Origin of the sequence: Enhydrobacter aerosaccus, from assembly GCF_900167455.1 — a bacterium.
Lineage (GTDB): Bacteria > Pseudomonadota > Alphaproteobacteria > Reyranellales > Reyranellaceae > Reyranella > Reyranella aerosaccus.
This window is the reverse complement of the sequence record NZ_FUWJ01000004.1, coordinates 175,092-193,377: the sequence shown is the minus strand read 5'-3', so window position 1 is coordinate 193,377 and position 18,286 is coordinate 175,092. Positions and strand designations below refer to the sequence as shown.

Annotated in this window: 13 protein-coding genes; 5 read left to right on the top strand and 8 right to left on the bottom strand. The window is 67.2% G+C overall.

Annotated elements, in window-relative coordinates; translation table 11 throughout:
• The first annotated feature begins 5 nt into the window (after nt 1-5).
• From B5D62_RS18155 to B5D62_RS18145, 3 genes are all read left to right on the top strand, one after another.
• Entirely contained in the window at nt 6-3,368 is a 3,363-nt protein-coding gene (locus B5D62_RS18155; RefSeq protein WP_085935337.1) for a transglutaminase family protein, read from the top strand.
• A 230-nt stretch (nt 3,369-3,598) separates the two neighbouring features.
• Nucleotides 3,599-6,100, top strand: coding sequence for a circularly permuted type 2 ATP-grasp protein (locus B5D62_RS18150; protein WP_085935336.1), 2,502 nt, complete (start codon nt 3,599-3,601; stop codon nt 6,098-6,100).
• Nucleotides 6,101-6,125: 25 nt separating this feature from the next.
• Complete coding sequence (locus B5D62_RS18145; protein ID WP_085935335.1) at nt 6,126-7,004, top strand: transglutaminase family protein; 879 nt, start codon at nt 6,126-6,128, stop codon at nt 7,002-7,004.
• 66 nt (nt 7,005-7,070) lie between these two features.
• Here the strand turns inward: B5D62_RS18145 and B5D62_RS18140 are convergent, their stop codons facing one another.
• Complete coding sequence (locus B5D62_RS18140) at nt 7,071-8,744, bottom strand: alpha-keto acid decarboxylase family protein (RefSeq protein ID WP_085935334.1); 1,674 nt, start codon at nt 8,742-8,744, stop codon at nt 7,071-7,073.
• A 259-nt stretch (nt 8,745-9,003) separates the two neighbouring features.
• Between B5D62_RS18140 and B5D62_RS33435 the strand changes: the two genes are divergently transcribed.
• Both B5D62_RS33435 and B5D62_RS18135 read left to right on the top strand, forming a co-directional pair.
• Nucleotides 9,004-9,150, top strand: coding sequence for a hypothetical protein (locus tag B5D62_RS33435; RefSeq protein ID WP_170921004.1), 147 nt, complete (start codon nt 9,004-9,006; stop codon nt 9,148-9,150).
• A 133-nt stretch (nt 9,151-9,283) separates the two neighbouring features.
• Complete coding sequence (locus B5D62_RS18135; RefSeq protein WP_218191115.1) at nt 9,284-10,237, top strand: LysR substrate-binding domain-containing protein; 954 nt, start codon at nt 9,284-9,286, stop codon at nt 10,235-10,237.
• On the opposite strand, the gene B5D62_RS18130 is transcribed toward B5D62_RS18135, so the two are convergent.
• From B5D62_RS18130 to B5D62_RS18100, 7 genes are read right to left on the bottom strand one after another with little or no spacing between them, the layout of a single operon-like run.
• Complete coding sequence (locus tag B5D62_RS18130; protein WP_085935333.1) at nt 10,212-11,672, bottom strand: amidase; 1,461 nt, start codon at nt 11,670-11,672, stop codon at nt 10,212-10,214. The genes B5D62_RS18135 and B5D62_RS18130 overlap by 26 nt on opposite strands.
• Before the next feature lie 2 nt (nt 11,673-11,674).
• Entirely contained in the window at nt 11,675-12,478 is an 804-nt protein-coding gene (locus B5D62_RS18125) for an FAD binding domain-containing protein (protein WP_085935332.1), read from the bottom strand.
• A gap of 14 nt (nt 12,479-12,492) precedes the next feature.
• The gene (locus B5D62_RS18120) at nt 12,493-14,880 is read right to left on the bottom strand and encodes a xanthine dehydrogenase family protein molybdopterin-binding subunit (protein WP_085935331.1); all 2,388 of its coding nucleotides are present in this window, start codon (nt 14,878-14,880) and stop codon (nt 12,493-12,495) included.
• A gap of 27 nt (nt 14,881-14,907) precedes the next feature.
• Nucleotides 14,908-15,387, bottom strand: a complete 480-nt coding sequence (locus tag B5D62_RS18115; RefSeq protein ID WP_085935330.1) for a (2Fe-2S)-binding protein — start codon at nt 15,385-15,387, stop codon at nt 14,908-14,910.
• A gap of 28 nt (nt 15,388-15,415) precedes the next feature.
• Nucleotides 15,416-16,522 carry an ABC transporter ATP-binding protein gene (locus tag B5D62_RS18110; RefSeq protein WP_085935445.1) on the bottom strand — a complete coding sequence of 369 codons (1,107 nt, stop codon included), beginning with the start codon at nt 16,520-16,522 and terminating at the stop codon, nt 15,416-15,418.
• Between the two features lie 7 nt (nt 16,523-16,529).
• Nucleotides 16,530-17,411: an ABC transporter permease gene (locus B5D62_RS18105; RefSeq protein WP_085935329.1), complete on the bottom strand. Its 882-nt coding sequence runs from the start codon at nt 17,409-17,411 to the stop codon at nt 16,530-16,532.
• On the bottom strand, nt 17,408-18,277 hold the full coding sequence (locus B5D62_RS18100) for an ABC transporter permease (RefSeq protein WP_085935328.1): 870 nt from the start codon (nt 18,275-18,277) through the stop codon (nt 17,408-17,410). Before B5D62_RS18100 ends, B5D62_RS18105 begins: the two co-directional genes overlap by 4 nt.
• Nucleotides 18,278-18,286: the final 9 nt, after the last annotated feature.

Genomic DNA, 18,286 nt, shown 5'->3' with positions numbered 1-18,286 from the left:
CGGGCATGAGCATCCACGTCGCGCTGCATCATCAGACGACCTACGTCTACGACCGCCCGGTGTTGCTGGGGCCACAGGTCGTTCGGTTGAGGCCGGCGCCGCATAGCCGCACGCCGGTCCTGTCCTATTCCCTCAAGATCGAGCCCAAGAATCACTTCCTCAACTGGCAGCAGGATCCGCAGGGCAATCACCTGGCGCGGCTCGTCTTCCCGGAACGGACGACCCGGTTCCAGGTCACGGTCGATCTGGTCGCCGATATGTCGGTGATCAACCCCTTCGACTTCTTCCTCGAACCGCAGGCCGAACATTGGCCCTTCGCCTATGACGCCTCGCTGGCCGAAGAGATTGCGCCGTTCCGCAAGCTCGAGCCGCTCGGTCCTCTGCTGAGCCAGTGGCTGCAGACAGTCGATCGCAGCAAGCAGCGCACGGTCGATTTCCTGGTCGGGCTGAATAGCCGATTGCAGAAGGAAATCGGCTACGTCATCCGCCTCGAGCCGGGCGTGCAAAGTTGCGAGCAGACTCTCGAACGCGCCAAGGGATCGTGCCGCGATTCGGCCTGGCTGCTGGTCATGATCCTGCGCCATCTCGGCTTCGCGGCGCGCTTCGCCTCGGGTTATCTGATCCAGCTGACGCCCGACGAGAAGCCACTGGAGGGCCCTGAGGGGCCGACGCACGATTTCACCGACCTCCATGCCTGGTGCGAAGTCTATCTGCCGGGCGCGGGTTGGATCGGCCTCGATCCGACCTCCGGCCTGCTGACCGGCGAAGGCCATATTCCGCTCGCCTGCACACCCGAGCCGTCCAGCGCCGCGCCGATCGAGGGTGCCGTCGACGAGAGCGAAGTCACCTTCTCCTACGACATGAAGGTGACGCGCGTGCGCGAGACGCCGCGCAGCACCAAGCCCTACACCGAGGAGCAGTGGAACACGCTGCTGGGCGTCGGCGAGACGATCGAGCGCGCCATCGCCACGTCCGATCTCAACCTCACCATGGGCGGCGAGCCGACCTTCGTCTCGATCGACGACATGGATGGCGCGGAGTGGAACACGCTCGCCCTCGGGCCGGAAAAGCGTCGCCGCGCCGGCCTGCTGTTCCGTCGCCTGGCCAAGCGCTTCGCCACCGGACCGTTGCTGCATTTCGGCCAAGGCAAGTGGTATCCCGGCGAACAGCTGCCGCGCTGGGCCTTGACCTGCCACTGGCGCAAGGATGGCGAGCCGATCTGGCGCGATCCCGGACTGACCGCGATCGAGGACAAGCCGACGGCCGCCGACGCCGACATCGCCCATCGCTTCGCCGCCGCCTTCGCCGAGCGGCTGCAGCTCGACCCCAGCTATCTGTTCCAGGCCTTCGAGGACACTTGGTATTACTTGTGGCGGGAACGTCGTCTGCCCAGCAACGTCGCCGTCGACGAGAACAAGGCCAGCGATCCGCTCGAGCGCGAGCGCATCGCGCGGGTCTTCGAGCAGGGGCTCGAAACGCCGGTCGGTACGGTGCTGCCGATCGTCCGGGAATACAATGGACGCGGCCGTTGGCGCAGCGGGCCGTGGTTCCTGCGCTCCGAGAAGTGCTACCTGATCCCGGGCGATTCGCCGATCGGCTATCGCCTGCCACTCGATTCGCTGCCTTGGGCGGCGCCCGCCGATGCCGGCTTCATCGCCGAGCCCGACCCGATGATCAGCCATCCAGCCCTGCCGCCGATCGATGCCTTCCGCCGCGCACCGATCCTGCGCCGCCAGCAACAGGGCGTCCCCGCTGACGAAAAGGATGGCCTCCAGGGCGAGGCGGCGCGCCGGGAGGCGTGGCGGCGGGCACTGGCGCCCGATCTCGCCCAGAAGCCTGGCCTCGGCTCCTCGCCGTCGTGGATCGTGCGAACCGCCGTGGCCTTCGAGCCGCGCGACGGCCACCTGTACGTCTTCATGCCGCCGACCGAACGCAGCGAGGACTATCTCGAGCTGGTCGCCGCGGTCGAGGATACGGCCGAGGAACTCGGCCAGCCCGTCTTCATCGAGGGCTATCCGCCGCCCGGCGGCGATTCCCGGCTCCAGCATTTCAGCGTCACGCCCGATCCCGGCGTGATCGAGGTCAACATCCATCCCTCCACCGACTGGCGCGAGATCGTCGACAAGACCGAGATCGTCTACGAGGAGGCCCGCAACACGCGGCTCGGCACGCAGAAATTCATGATCGACGGCCGTCACACCGGTACGGGCGGCGGCAATCACGTGACGCTGGGCGGTCCGTCGGCCGCCGAATCGCCGCTGCTGCGGCGCCCCGATCTATTGAAGAGCCTGTTGGGCTACTGGCTCAACCATCCGTCACTGTCCTATCTGTTCTCCGGACTGTTCATCGGCCCCACCAGCCAGCACCCGCGCATCGACGAAGCGCGCAACGACGCCCTGCACGAGCTCGAGATCGCCTTCCGCCAGATCGAGCCGGGCCGGCAGACGCCGCCCTGGCTGGTGGATCGCATCTTCCGCAACCTGCTGGTCGACGCCACAGGCAACGCGCACCGCACCGAGTTCTGCATCGACAAGCTGTTCACGCCGGACACCGCCGCCGGTCGCCGCGGGCTGCTGGAGATGCGCGCCTTCGAGATGCCGCCGCACTGGCGCATGAGCGTGGCGCAGCAGGCCTTGTTGCGCGGCCTCGTCGCGAATTTCTGGGAGCGTCCCTATGAGCGGCGATTGAGCCGTTGGGGCACGCGCCTGCACGATGATTTCATGCTGCCGCACTTCGTCTGGCAGGATTTCAAGGACGTGCTCGAGGATCTTGCCGCCGCCGGCTATCGCTTCGCGCCGGAGTGGTTCGCGCCGCATTTCGAGTTCCGCTTTCCGCTGATCGGCGAGATCGCCCAGCGCGGCATCGAACTGGAACTGCGCCACGCGCTCGAACCCTGGCATGTGCTGGGCGAAGAGCCGGGCGGCGGCGGCACCGTGCGCTATGTCGACAGCTCGGTCGAGCGGCTGCAGGTCAAGGTCGAGGGCCTGAACGATGCGCGCCACATCGTGGCCTGCAACGGCTATCGCCTGCCGCTGCATGCGACCGGCAATGCCGGGGAATATGTCGCCGGCGTGCGCTATCGCGCCTGGCAGCCGGCCAATGCGCTGCATCCCACGATCGGCGTGCATGCGCCGCTGATCTTCGACATCCACGATAGCTGGAACGGGCGCTCGATCGGCGGCTGCACCTATCACGTGTCCCATCCGGGCGGTCGAAGCTACGATCGCGTCCCGGTGAATGCCAACGAGGCGGAGGCCCGTCGCCGCGCCCGCTTCTTCCCGATCGGCCACACCGCCGGTCCGGCACCGGAACCCGCCGTCATCGACAATCCCGAACATCCCCTGACGCTCGACCTGCGTCGATCGTGAAGGATCTTTGTCACGGCCGAGAGGACCAGGCCGCGAGCCGTTGACGCCCCTTACCCTCGCTTCTCCGCCTATGGCGCTGATTCCGGTCGTCCCGAGCGCCCTTCGGCCAGTCTTCGGGCAGCTCCGCTCGGGTGACGAAGAGACAAGAGAGAGCCTGTAGCGGTGGGTAGACCCGGGCGCCGCCCCATGCGAATTTGCCCGCCTCGTATCGTCCACTTTCCTGCGGGCCCATGGAGTCGTTGCGCGGCCTTTCCTCCACGCCGGCTAGCGCCTACGACGAACTGGTCACCGGCCAGAAGTCGATCCGCTATCATTGGCAGGGCATTTTAAGCGTCATCCGCTCGTTGCCGGGTGGCGGCGTGCGCGAACGCCTGGAAAGCGCCCAGCGGCAGCTCGAGGAATCGGGCGCGACCGTGAATCTTCTGAACGATCGCGGCGCACCGAGCTGGAGCTTCGACCCGTTGCCGTTCGTCATCACGCCTGACGAATGGCAGACCATCGAACGCGGCCTGATCCAGCGCGCCTGGCTGCTCGATGCGGTGCTGGCCGACGTCTATGGCCCGCAGAAGCTCCTGGACGAGCATCTGGTGCCGCCGATGCTGGTCCATGCCAACCGGCACTTCCTGCGGTCCTGCAAGGTCACCGACGGCAAGCCGCCGCAGCGCCATCTCGGCCAGTATGCCGTCGACCTCGTGCGCCTCGGCGACGGCACCTGGCACGTGCTGGCCGATCATACCGAGGTGCCGTCGGGCGTAGGTTATGCCCTGGAGATCCGCCGCGTGCAGGCCCGCGCCCTGCCCGAGGCTTTCCGTGCCATTCCGGTTCGCCATCTGCGCCCCTTCGTCGATCGCTGGAACGATTCGCTGGCGGCGATGGCGCCGCCCGAGATCGAGCGGCCCAATGTAGCGGTGCTCACGCCAGGCTCGCTTTCGGCGACCTACTTCGAGCATGTCTATTTGTCGCGCGCACTCGGCGTGCCGCTGGTCGAAGGCGGCGATCTCGTCGCGCGCAACGGCGACGTGTCGATCAAGACCCTGGCCGGACTGCGGCCGGTGCACATGCTGTTGCGCCGGCTCGACAGCTCCTTCGCCGATCCACTCGAGCTGCGCGCCGATTCGGCGCTCGGCGTGACCGGGCTGGTCGAGGCCACGCGCACCGGAAAGATCGCGCTCGCCAACGCGCTAGGCTCGGGCCTCGTGGAGACGCCGGCGCTGATGCCGTTCCTGGAACGGCTGTGCCAGCGGCTGCTCGATCAGCCGCTGCAGCTTCCCTCGCTCGATGTCTGGTGGCTGGGCGAACCCACCGCCTATGCCTTCGCCATGGCCCATCTCGATTCGATGATCGTCCGTCCCTGCCTGGGCAGCGATCGCGAGCCGATCGTGGTCGGCATGCTCGATCCCGCCGATCGCGAGGCGCTGGTCAAGCGCATGGCGGCCCAACCCGGCCAGTTCGTGGCGCAGTATCCCATCACCCCGTCGCTCAGCCCCAAGTGGGATGGCGAGACGCTGGCGCCGGCCGCCGTCGTGCTGCGCTGCTTCCTGATCGCCGAGGGCCGGTCCTATCGCGTGATGCCGGGCGGGCTGGCGCGCGAACCGGCCGGCGACACGGCGCTGCGCTCGCTCGGCCGGCTGAACGGCACGCTGAAGGACGTATGGGTGCTGGCTGAGGATGCCGCCGACGTCCAGCTCCCTTCCTCGCGACGCTTCCATCAGCTCAGCGTCGAACGCGGCGGCGCCGACCTGCAAAGCCGCGTCGCCGACAACCTGTACTGGTTCGGCCGCTACATCGAGCGGCTCGACAACGATGCCCGCCTGCTGCGCACCGCCGTGACGCGCGTGGCCCAGGGCGTGATCGGTCCCAGGGAATCGTCGGAACTGCGGCAGCTCGGCCGCCTGATCGACCGCGCCAACCTGATGCCCACCACCGCCGCGCTGGCCATGCCGGAGAGCGCGGCCTTCCAGCAGGGCCTTGCCGCCGTGGCCTCGGACCGGCGCGGCCTGGTTGCCGTGCTCGACGCCATCCAGCGCCTCACCGACACGCTGCGCGATCGCTTCTCGGCCGACATGACCGCCGCCGTCGGTCCGCTGATGGCCGATGTGCGCGAACAGCTTCTGTCGGCCCGCGGCGCCCTCGATCCGCTGCTGGCGGCGCTGGATGAGCTGGTGCGCTTCGTCGCCACCCTGTCGGGATTGGCGCAGGAGAACATGACGCGTGGCACCGGCTGGCAGTTCCTCGATCTCGGCCGGCGCATCGAGCGCTCGCAATTCATCCTCGGCTCGGCGCTGGGGCCGTTCCGCCAGTCGCCGATCGACTGGGATGCGGCGATGCGGCTGGCGCTCGAGCTGTGCGACAGCACCATCACCTATCGCACCCGCTATCTCGGCCAGCTCCAGCCCGCGCCGGTGCTCGACCTCGTGATGCTGGACGACAGCAATCCGCGCGCCCTGGCCTTCCAGCTGCGGTCGATCCGCGGCCATCTCGAACGGCTGGGCCAGGCCTCCGGCACGCGCGTGCCCGATACGCTGCACGAGCTCGACATCGACTTCGAGCGCATGGTGCAAATGTTCGGCGGCGAGGAACGGAGCTGGCGGCACGAGGGGCTGGCGCTGGCGGTGCTGCGCGAGATGGTCGAGGACGCCGAACGTCGGCTCGACGACCTCTCGGAGGCCATCACCCGCGCCTATTTCAGCCACGTGCCGGCGGCGCAGGCCGTGGGCTCCATGGGACGATGAGCGGAGACGGAAAGCCGAGACCTCGATGCAATACCTCCTGTCCCACCGCACCTCCTACAGCTACGCCTCGAGCGTCGACTCGGCGCATCACATCGCCCATCTGCGGGCGCGCGAATTCCCCGGACAGAGGGTGACATCGCTGTCGATCGTCACCCATCCGGCGCCGGCGCTGGCCGTGCATCATCTCGATTACTTCGGCAATCACATCGACATCTATCGAATCGACCAGCCGCATCAGCGCTTCGATATCGAGGTGCGCGCGGCGATCGACGTGCGCTTCCCGGCGCCGCCCGACGATGGCAATACGCCGGCCTGGGAGGAGATCCGCACCCAGCTCGCCGGCAACGGTTTCCCCGATGCCATCGAAGCCTGCGAGTTCGTGCACGAGTCGCCATTGGTGCCGATCGACGAGGCGCTGCGCGACTATGGTGCCGCCTCCTTCAGCCCTGGCCGGCCGATCCTGACGGTGGCGCGCGACCTGTGCCGGCGCATCAAGGCCGACTTCCAGTACAATCCCGGCGCCACCGACATCTCGACGCCGCTGGCCGACGTGTTCCGCGGCAAGGCCGGCGTCTGCCAGGACTTCGCCCATGTCATGATCGCGGCCTGCCGCGCCCATGGCGTCGCGGCCGCCTACGTGTCAGGCTATATCCGCACCGTGCATTCGCGCGAGGAAATGGCGCTGCGCGGCGCCGATGCCAGCCATGCCTGGGTCGCGGTGTGGTGCGGTCCGGGCGCGAACTGGATCCATCTCGATCCCACCAACGACCTGGTCGCGAGCGAAGACCATGTGGCCGTCGCCTGGGGCCGCGACTTCTCCGATGTGAGCCCGCTGAGAGGCGTCATCCTCGGCGGCGACGCCCACACCTACGGCGTCGCCGTGACGCTGGTGCCCACGGAGTGAACGCAGCGCCCGTCTCACCGTCTCAATCCCTAAGGCGTGAGACGGTGAGACGGTCGCAGCCTGCGGTCAGCGCGGCGTCGGGGCCTTGTAGATGCGGTCGATCATGGCTCGCGGCAGGGGCTGGCTCTCGGTCTCGGGGATCATGACCTCGATGTAGCAGCCGCCGTCATGGGTCTGGGCCGTGGCGATGGCCTGGTCGAGCTCGGCCACGGTGGCGACGCGGGCGGTGAACCAGCCCTTGCAGCCCATCGCCGCCGGGAGGGCGTGATAATTCCAGGGCGCGATGTCGTCATAGACGTGGCCGCGCTCGCTCAGCACGTCCTCGACGCCGTAGAGGCCGTTGTTCAGCACGAAGATCAGCGGCTTGATGCCGTAGCGGCCCATCACGCCGATGTCGTTGGCGGTGAGCTGGTGGGCGCCGTCACCGGTCACCAGCACGGCCCGGCGCGACGGATCGGCCAGGGCGACGCCCAGGGTGGCGGGCGTGGCCCAGCCGATCGAGCCCCACAGCGTCTGGGACTCGCACGAGACGCCGGCCGGCAGCACCAGCTTCGGCAGGATCGCCGAGGCGGTGCCGGTCTCGATCACCAGCACGTCGCCGGAGCGCAGCAGGCGCTGCAGGCGCGGATAGAACGAGGCTGAACCGAGACGGTCGTCGGGCGCGCCGACCAGGTCCGCCGGCGTCTTCTCCGGCAGCGCCGGCTTGTCGAACACCGGAGCGCCGGCCAGCAGCCCCTCGACCATGTCGGTCAGCGTCGCGGCGGTGAACAGCTTGTCGCCGACATGCACGAAATTCGTGCCCAGCGTGACCAGTCGATCGTCACCGAGGCGATCGCTCCAGTAGCCGGTGTTGAGGTCCTCGAACACGAGGCCTCCGAGATCGAGGATCAGGTCGGCCTCCTCGACCGCCTGCCGCACCGCTGCCGGGGCCGAGGCCTCGCCGGCATAGAGGCCGAGATAGCCCGGGTGCGATTCGTCCAGCACGCCCTTGTCCATCGGCGACAGGGCGAAGGGGATGCGGGTGCGGTCCAGCAGCGCCGTCACCTTCGCCTGCAGCCCGTAGCGGGCGATGATTGCCGTGGGCAGCAGCACCGGCCGCTTGGCCTGCTTGAGCCGGCCGAGCACCGCGGCCAGCGCGCCCTCGATCTCGGCCGGAGCGCTGGCATGGCGCTTCAGGCTGGCCAACGGCTGGCCCTTGAGGGGCGTGCCGACCACCGGCATGCATTGCAGATCCTGGGGAATGGTGATGTAGGCCGGCGCACTCTGGCGCAGCGCCTCGGCAATCACGCGTTCCATCTCGGCGATGGCATTGTCGGGCGTCAGCTGGGCATAGACGCAGGCCGTCGCGGCCGAGAGCGGGATGAAGTTACCGTAGGTGCCGTCGCCCAGCGTGTGGTGCGTGACCAGGCGACGCTTCTGGATGCGCAGGCTGGGCTGGCCGACGACATGGAACACCGGCAGCGAATGGGCGCGGGCGCCCATGACGCCGTTGATGGCGCTCAGTTCGCCGACGCCGTAGGTCGTGGTCAGGATGGCGGCGCCGCGCCGGCGGGCATAGCCATCGGCGGCATAGGCGGCGTTGAGTTCGTTGGCGCACACGACCCACTCGAGGCCCGGGGTGGTTTCGATCGCATCGTCGATCGGGAACGAATAGTCGCCGGGCACGCCGAACACACGGTCGATGCCGAGATCGGCCAGCCGCTGCATCACATATTCACTGACCGTCGGAGTCTTGGACATCTCTCTGCACCTTTTGTTCGTTCGTTCTGCTGTCGACCCTAGTGAAGGCCACGGCCCGGGACCAGCCATACGAACTCTTCGCCGGAGCCGATGACACGATCAAGACGAAGAATGGCTCCCGGACCTGATCGAAGCGCGGCGTTCGAGGCCGCCGTTCGGGATGCTGCCGCACCAACTTTTTTTGACAAGGGATCGCGGTGCGCATCCACAAATGAAAAAAGCAGCGTTATAAGGCGGCTCTCTCTTACATGGTGTCGTCATGGCCAAGCCTGTTGCCGAAAAGCTCAATCCCGGAATCCATGCTGCGGTCCGCCGCATGCTCTCGCCTGCCCCCGCTCCCCAGCCGCGCAGCAAACCGGCGAAGTCGGCCGCGGGCCGCAAGTCGGTCGGCAAGGGCCGGCGCTGATCCGGACTCCCCGGCTTCCCCGCACCGTCTCAGCGTCTCACCGCCCCGGGTTTGAGACGGTGAGACGGTCGGCCGGAGGCCGAGCGCCGTACCCGACGCGGCATGGAACTTGCGTGACTCACTGGCAATCGCAATGGCTGCCCGGTGGATCATGAATTCGATCAGCTTGGACATCCGGATGTTACGGTCGCTGGTGATGGCGGTCGAGACCGGTAGCATCACCGAGACAGCGCGGCGGCTGGGCCGGACGCAGCCTGCCATCAGCCTGCAATTGCAGAAACTGGAAGAACTCAGCGGCAAGGTTCTATTCTCGCACGAAGGACGGCGAATGGGACTGACCTCCGACGGCGACACGGTGCTGACCTACGCCCGGTCGATCCTGCGGCTGCACGACGAGCTTCTGTCCCGTCTTTGCTCGACGGAGATCGAGGGCAACGTCGTCCTCGGGACGCCCGATCTCTATGCAGCCTATGTGCTGCCCGGCATCCTCGGCGTGTTCAAGACGGCCTTCCCGGGCATCAAGGTGGAACTGCGCTGTTCGCTTTCCACGCCGCTGGTTGCGCTGGTCCAGCGCGGCGACGTCGATATCGCCCTCGTCACGCGGATGAACGACTTCGTCGGCGGTCAGGTCGTGTGCCAGGAACAACTCGTCTGGATGGTCGGCGAAAAGTCGCGGGCGCATCTCGAAGAGCCGATCCCGCTCGCGCTCCTGCCGCCGGGAAACATCTACCGTGACCATGCGATCGAGCATCTCGAGCGCAGCGGCAAGAGGTGGCGCATTGCCTGCGTGAGCGAAAGCGTGGGTGGGCTCCAGGCCGCGGTATTCGCCGGCATGGCGGTGACGGTGCTGGGCCGCAGCGCCCTGGTACCCGGCATGCGCGAGCTCGGGCCGGCCGAGGGATTTCCGGCGCTGCCGAAGGTGGATCTGCTATTGTACAAGGCGTCGGGCTCGATCTCAGCCGCCGCCACGGCGCTGCACGCCTATCTCAGCGAATACCTCGACCGTCGCTGGACGTCGGCCGCCGAACAGAATCCGGGGCCGCTCGCCGAGCCGGGCGAACTCATACCGATAGGGTTGGCCACGTAGCCGCCCAGGGCGCGGCGCGTTCGAAGGCTGCGGCGACGGACAGCAGCAGGTTTTCCTTGAACCACGGCACCACGATCTGCAACCCGACCGGCAGGCCGTCACGATCGAAACCGCAGGGGATGGTGGCCGCGGGCAACCCGGCGAGGTTGATCGGCCAGGTGAAGGGCGACCAGCCGAGATGGGGGTCCACCGCACGCCCATCGATCTCGCTGACGCCGATCGTGCCAGCAGCAAAGGCCGTGGTGGCGACGGTCGGCGTCACGAGGACGTCGGCGCGACGGAAGAGATCGAGGAAACGGCCCCGCAACTGCGCCCGCCGATGGCTGGCGGCGACATAGTCGACGGCGGAGTAGCGGCGCCCCTGGGCGACGACCTCTAGATAGTCCGCCTCCGACTCCCTCAGGGCCGAGGGTGGACAGTGCGCCACGGCACCGGCCTGCTCGCTGAAGGCAATCGGCTTGAGCACGGTTTCCAGGATGTCCGGATCGAGCCCGGGATGATCCTCGACCATCGCCGCTCCCAGCCCGCGCAGCGTCTCCACGGCGCGCTCGAAGGCCGCCCGTACCCCGGGCTGAACGGGCGCGAAGCCGAGGTCGGGGCTGAACGCGATCTTCAGGCCTCGCGGCAACGCCGGGTCGGGCGCGAACGGCCCGGCGGCGACCGGTACGTTGCCGGGGTCCCGCGCGTCGGGCGCGGCGATGACGCCCAGCAACAGGGCGGCGTCCCCGACCGTGCGCGCGATCGGTCCGGTATGGGCCAGCGATGCCCAGGACGGCGGGAAGAAGCCGGGTGAGCGCGGCACCAGTCCGAAGGTCGGCTTGAGACCGAACACGCCGCAGAAGGACGATGGCACGCGGATCGAACCGACACCGTCGGTGCCGACCGCCAGCGGACCACAAGCGGCCGCAACGGCGGCGGCGGCACCGCCGCTCGAGCCGCCGCTGGTGCGATCGCGATGCCAGGGATTGCGGGTGATGCCGGAGACCGGGCTGTCGGCCGTGAGCTTGTAACCCGATTCGCAGGTCGTGGTCTTGCAGGTGAGGATGGCGCCTGCCGCACGCAGTGCCGACACCACTGCGGCATCCACCTCCGGCACGAAGGCGGCATTCATCGGCGCCCCGCCCTTGGCCGGCACGCCGGCGACGTAGATCAGGTCCTTGATCGTAACCGGCACGCCCGCGAGCGCTCCCCTGGCGCCGCCGCTGCGCCAGGCTGCCGTGGCGCGATCCGCCTCCGCCCGCGCGCTCTCGTACATGTCCGTCACGACAACGTTGCAGAGTCGGTCAATGGCCTGCAGCGCCGCGATCACCTCGTCGATCACGTCGCGCGGCGTGAAGCGGCCGGCGCCGTAGCCGTCGAGCAGGTCGCGGGCCGACAGGCGGGCGAGACTCTCCGATGCGGGCGCGAGCCTCGCGGACTGGATCTGCACGGGCATGGCTAGACTGCGGGCTGAAGGGCCGCAGCCACGGCCCGCCGGGCCATCACGCCGATCAGATGCGCCCGGAACGCGGGCTCGGCGTGGATATCGGAGTTGAGCCCCTTGGGGTCCACCGTGAAGCCTGCCACCGCCTCGGGCGCAAAATTCTCCGACAAACGCGCCTCGAGCGGGTGGCAGCGGAACACGCTGGAGGCGGCCCCGGTTACCGCGACGCGCACACCGGCCTTGAACTGCGCCACGAACACACCGACGAGCGCGAAGCGCGAGGCCGGATGCGGGAACTTGGCATAGGCGGCGGCGTACGGGACGGGAAAGCGCACCGCCGTCAGGAGTTCGCCCGGCTCGAGCGCAGTCTCGAACATGCCGCGGAAGAACTCGTCGGCAGCGATCTCGCGTCTCGAGGTGACCAGCGTCGCGCCCAGGGCGAGCACGGCGGCCGGATAGTCGGCAGCCGGATCGTTGTTGGCGAGGCTGCCGCCCAGCGTGCCGCGGTTGCGGACCTGCGGATCGCCGATACGGCCGGCAAGCCGGGCCAGGCCCGGGATGGCCTTCGCCACCTCGGCCGAGCGGGCCACGTCGGCATGGCGCGTCATGGCGCCGATGGTGAGCGTCTTGCCGTCGCTCGCGATGCCCTTGAGGTCGGCGATGGACGACAGGTCGACCAGCGCCTCGGGTGCCGAGAGCCGCAGCTTCATCGTTGGCAGGAGCGTCATTCCACCCGCCAGCGCCAGCGCTCCCTCGCCAGCGAGAAGCGCCACGGCCCGATCGATGGTCGCCGGCCGGTCATAGGCAAAACTGCGCATGGACGATTCCTCCTCTATTCCGCGGCCTGGCCGGGCATGGCGTTCTGGATCAGGCGCCAGATCCGGTTGGGGCTGGCCGGCATGTCGATATGCGTGATGCCGAGATGGGCCAATGCGTCGACGACCGCGTTGGTGACGGCAGCGGGCGAGCCGATCGTTCCGACCTCGCCGCACCCCTTGGAGCCGAGTGGCGTGTGGGTGCAAATGGTACTGTGCGTGCTGATCTTCATCGACGGCACCGAATCGGCCCGCGGCATGCAGTAGTCCATGAAGGACCCCGACAGGAGCTGCCCGCTCTCGTCGTCGTAGACGCAATTCTCGAACAGCGCCTGGCCGATGCCCTGGGCGATGCCGCCATGAAGCTGGCCCTCGACGATCATGGGATTGATGACCGTGCCGACATCGTCGACGGCAGTGTACTTCTCCAGCGAGACGACGCCGGTTTCCGGATCGATCTCGACCTCGGCGATGTGCGCGCCGCCGGGATAGGTGAAGTTGACCGGATCGTAGTAGGCCTGCTCCTCGAGGCCGGGCTCCAGGATCTCGAGCGGGTAGTCGTGCGGCACGTAGGCCGCGAGGGCCACTTCCTCGAAGGTCTTCTTGCGATCGGTGCCGGCGATGGCGAAGACCCCGGCGCTGAAATCCACGTCCTGCTCGTCAGCCTCGAGCAGATGCGCGGCGATCTTCTTGCCCTTGGTGATGACCTTGTCGCTGGCGCGCGCCAGCGCCGAGCCGCCGACGGCCAGCGACCGGGAACCGTAAGTGCCCATGCCGAACTGCACCTTGTCGGTGTCGCCGAACACGATGTCGACGTTGGCGAATGGCACGCCGAGCTTCTCGGACACGATCTGGGCGAAGGTGGTCTCATGCCCCTGCCCGTGATTGTGGGTGCCGATCAGGACGGTCACGTGGCCGGTCGGATGCACGCGCACGGTGGCGCTCTCGTAGAGGCCGCCGCGGGCGCCCAGGCGTCCCGCGATGCGCGAGGGCGCCAGACCGCAAGCCTCGATGTAGGTGCTGAAGCCCATCCCGCGCAGCTTGCCTTTCGCCAGGGACGCCTGCTTGCGCGCCGCGAAGCCCGCCACATCGGCCGAGTCGATCGCCCCGGCAAGGCAACCGGCCGGATCGCCGCTGTCGTACTGCACGATGACCGGGGTCTGGTACGGATAGGCTTCCTTCGGGATCATGTTGCGGCGACGAATCTCGACCTTGTCGATACCCATCTCCATCGCCGCAACGTCGACCAGGCGCTCGACGACGAAGGTGGCCTCCGGCCTGCCAGCACCGCGATAGGCATCGACCGGCACCGTGTTGGTGAACACGACCTTCACCTCGCAATAGATGGCGGGAATCGTGTAGACGCCCGACAACAGCGGCGCATAGAGATTGGTCGGGATGTTGGGGCCGAAGGTCGACAGGTAACCGCCCATGTTGGCGAGCGTCTTCACGCGGATGCCGAGGAATTTGCCGGTCTCGTCCAGGGCGAGCTCGGCCTCGGTGACGTGATCGCGTCCATGGGCATCGGAGATGAAGCCCTCGCTGCGCTCGCAGACCCATTTCACCGGACGCCCGACCTTGGCCGCCGCCCAGGTGACCACCGCCTCCTCGGCATAATGGAACTGCTTGACGCCGAAGCCGCCGCCGACGTCCGGCGCGACGACACGCAGTTTGTGCTGGGGAATGCTCAGCACTGCGCTGCCCATCAACAGACGCACCACGTGCGGAAACTGGCTCGTCGTCCACAGCGTGTACTGGCCGGTGGTCGGTTCGTACTCCGCAACGGCGGCGCGCGGCTCCATCGGATTGCCCACCAGGCGGTTGTTGACCAGGCTGACATGCGCGACGTGGGCCGCCTTGGCGAAGGCCTGCTTGGTGGCCACGGCATCGCCCAGCTCCCAATCGCAACAGAGGTTGCCGGGAACATCGTCGAACAGCATCGGCGCACCCGGCCGCAGTGCCTCGAGGACGCCCGACACGGCGGGCAGGACTTCAAAGTCGACGACGATCGCTTCCGCAGCGGCGCGCGCCTGCTCCGCGCTCTCGGCGACGACGAAGGCCACGGCATCGCCCACATGCCGGACCTTCTCTTGGGCGAGCGGCGGATGCGGCGGCTCCTTCATCGGCTTGCCGTCCTTGCCGGTGATGCCCCAGCCGCAGGGCAGGCCGCCCACGTTCGCCGCCTTGAGGTCGGCGCCCGTGAAGACCGCGAGCACGCCCGGCATCGCCTGTGCAGCGGTGCTGTCGATCGCCTTGATGCGGGCATGGGCGTGCGGCGAGCGCAGGAACACGCCGGCCGTCATGCCAGGCCGCTTGATGTCCGCCACGTAGTGGCCGCGGCCGGAAACGAAACGGAGATCCTCCTTGCGCAGCGGCGAGGCACCGATACCGATGATCTGGGACATTGATTTCGGCTCCTTGGTTGGCGACGGTCAGTTGCCGGCGTTCATGGCGGCGGCACCCGCCAACACCGAACGAACGATGTTCTGGTAGCCGGTGCAGCGGCAGATATTGCCTTCCAGCCACTGCCGCACCTCGTGCTCCGTCGGCTTCGGATGGCGTTTCGCGAAGTCGATGGCGCTCATCAGCATGCCGGGGGTACAGAAACCGCACTGCAGGCCGTGGTTCTCGTGAAAGGCACGCTGCATTGGATGCAGACGATCGATGCCTTCGCCCAAGGCCAGGCCTTCCACCGTGGTGACGTCGCGACCATCCACGGAAACGGCGAGGATCGTACAGCTCTTCACCGACTCGTCGTCGAGATGAACCACGCAGGCGCCGCACTGGCTGGTGTCGCAACCGACATGGGTGCCCGTGAGATCGAGTTTGTCGCGCAGCAATTCCGACAGCAGCAGGGACGGTTCGACGTCGACATCCACTGGCTTGCCGTTCAGCTTGAAGCTTATCTTCATCTTTCTGCTCCAGTATTTGCGGATGGCGTCAATCGAGGAGCCGCGCGCTCTGCGACGGCCAGGTCGCGAGAACGAGGTCGCCGATGGCGAGGGGATCGTCGAAGAACTTGCGCTCCGGCACGTAGGCCACGAACTCCTGGCCGGGCACTGCATCGAGCATGACCTTGACGAAGGAGCCCTGGTACTCGACAGCGGTCACGCGGCTATTGACCGAGGCGACAGACGGCGACAGCGTCGTCACACCCGGCCGAACGAGCTCCACCTCGTCGCGCCGGACCGCGAACTCGACATCTCCGCCGGCCGACGCCGCCACCCCCTTGCGCAGGGGAACCTCTATGCCGCGCAGCTGCGGCGACGCCACGACAATGGAGCTGCCGTTCACGCTCTCGACGCGGCCGGCGAGCACATTCTGTCCACCGAGGAATTCCGCGACGTAGCGATCCTTGGGATAGGCATAGACATCGCGCGCCGGTCCCGCCTGCCGGATCTTGCCCTTTTCCATCACGACCACGATGTCGGCGAGCGCAATCGCCTCGAGCTGGGTGTGCGTGACATGGACGAAGGTGATGCCGAGTTCCCGCTGCATACGCCGGAGCTCCTGGCGCATCTGGATGCGAAGCTGCTCGTCGAGCGCCGACAGCGGCTCGTCGAGCAGCAGAACACGCGGCTCGGTGATGGCCGCCCGCGCCAGCGCCACCCGCTGCTGCTGGCCGCCCGAAAGCTGGGCCGGCAGGCGGTCCGCCAGTTCAGTCAATCTCACCTTGTCCATCAGCCTGTCGACGGCGGCATAGCGCTCGGCCTTCGATTGGCCTCTTACGCGCAGGGCAAAAGCGATGTTGTCGCGTACGGTGAGATGGGGAAACAGCGCATAGGACTGGAACATCATGGCCGTGCGCCGCGCCACCGGCGGAAGGCCCACGACGTTATCGCCGCCGATCACGATCTCTCCGTCGGTCGGATCCTCGTGTCCCGCGATCATCCGCAGGATCGTCGTCTTCCCGCAGCCCGAGGGCCCGAGCAGGCAGCAATAGGCACCATCCGGTATCTTCAGGTTGACGCCCTCGACCGCCATGACCTCGCCATCGTAGGTCTTGCAGACGCCTGCCAACTCGATGTCACCCTTCGCACGCGTCATCTCGTCCTCACTCGCCAGCCGCACGGCCGCCGCGTCGGCGTTGGATCGCCACGATGGCGCCGAGGCACAGTCCGATAGTGAGGAAGGACACGATCGTCGTGGTCGTGCCCAGTGCGTAAAGCGACGGGGATGTAACGTTGAGCGTCATGCTCCAGATCTCGAGCGGCAGGGTGTTCAGGGGACCCGACGTCTGAAGCGTGCGGGCGAATTCGTCGTAGGACAGGGTGAAGCCGAACAAGGCGACGGCGACGATGCCCGGGAGAAGGATCGGCAGGACGACGAGCCGGATGGTCTGCAGAGGACTGGCGCCGAGATCGCGCGCCGCCTCTTCCCAGGCGCCATCGAAGCGCGACATGACGGCGAACATGACCAATACGCCAAACGGTAACGTCCAGGAGAGTTGGGCCCCCAGGGCCGATCCGAAGAGACTCGATTCGATGCCGAGGAAATTGCAGAGAAGGCCGACACCGATACCCAGCACGAGGCCCGGCGCCACCAGGCTGCCGATCATCAGATAGAACAGGATCGTGTCGCCCGGAAAGCGCCGGCGGAACGCCCAGCCGGCGAGGAACGAAAACACCACGGTGAGGACCGTTACCAATGCGGCCAACTTGATCGATCGCCCGAAGGCACCCTTGACGTCGCCGGTCCGCACCTGGGTGAAAAGGTCGACGAACCAATGCAGGGACCGCCCCTTCATCGGAAACACCAGACCGCCCCGTACGTCCTGGAACGACAGGACGTAGATGCAGATCATCGGCCCGTAGAGCGCCAGCACGTAGAAGACGAACAGCGCCAGCAATGCATAGAAGGTCCAGGGGCGGGCACCGGCGCGCCTGACTTTGACGGCCGTCCGTGCCCGGATCGGGAGCGTGGCGGAGGCCGTCATGGCGCGATCTCCTTGCGGATGTCCACGGTCCGCAGGATGGCGGCGACCAACCCCATGACGACGAGGGTGAGCACGACCGCGCTTGCGGCGGCCGGCGGATACTGCAAGACCGAAATGTCCTCGTAGAAGGCGCCCACCACCGAAGCCGATCCGCCACCGCTCATGACCTTGATGACGAAGAAGTCGCCCATGACGATCGAGACGACGAAGATCGATCCGAGCGCGATGCCGCTCTTCGACATCGGCACGATGATCAAGCGCATGATGTCGAAGCGACTGGCGCCGGCATCGAGCGCCGCCTCGACGACACGCTTGTCGATACGGGCCATCGAATTGAAGATCGGCACGATCATGAAGATCGTCAGCTGATGCACATAGGCCACCACCACGGCGAAACTCGAAAACAGCAGGAATTCCATCGGCTGGTTGGTGAGTCCAACGCCCATCGCCGCCTGGTTGATGAGCCCTTCCTTCCCCAGCAGAGGGATCCACGAGATCATGCGGATGATGTTCGAGGTCCAGAACGGCACCGTGCAAAGCAGGAACAGGCCGATTGCCAGCAGCTGGTTGCGGACATGGAAGACGAGGAAGTACGCAATGAAGAAGCCGAGCAGGAGCGAGAAGGCCCAGGTCAGGATCGTGAACTTGATCGTCTGCAGGTAGAGGTCGAGCGTCAGCCTGGCGCTGAACAGGCCGGCGTAGTTGGCGAGTGTCGGCGAGGCGATGATGCCGCCAAAGCCGTCGCCTTCCAGGAAGCTGGCCGCCGCCACGACCAGCATCGGGGCCAGGAAGAACGGCACGATCACCAGCGCGAGCGGCAAAATGCAGAGCCAGCTGGCGCCATAGCGCTCGAAGACCTTGGTCATCGACCGTCC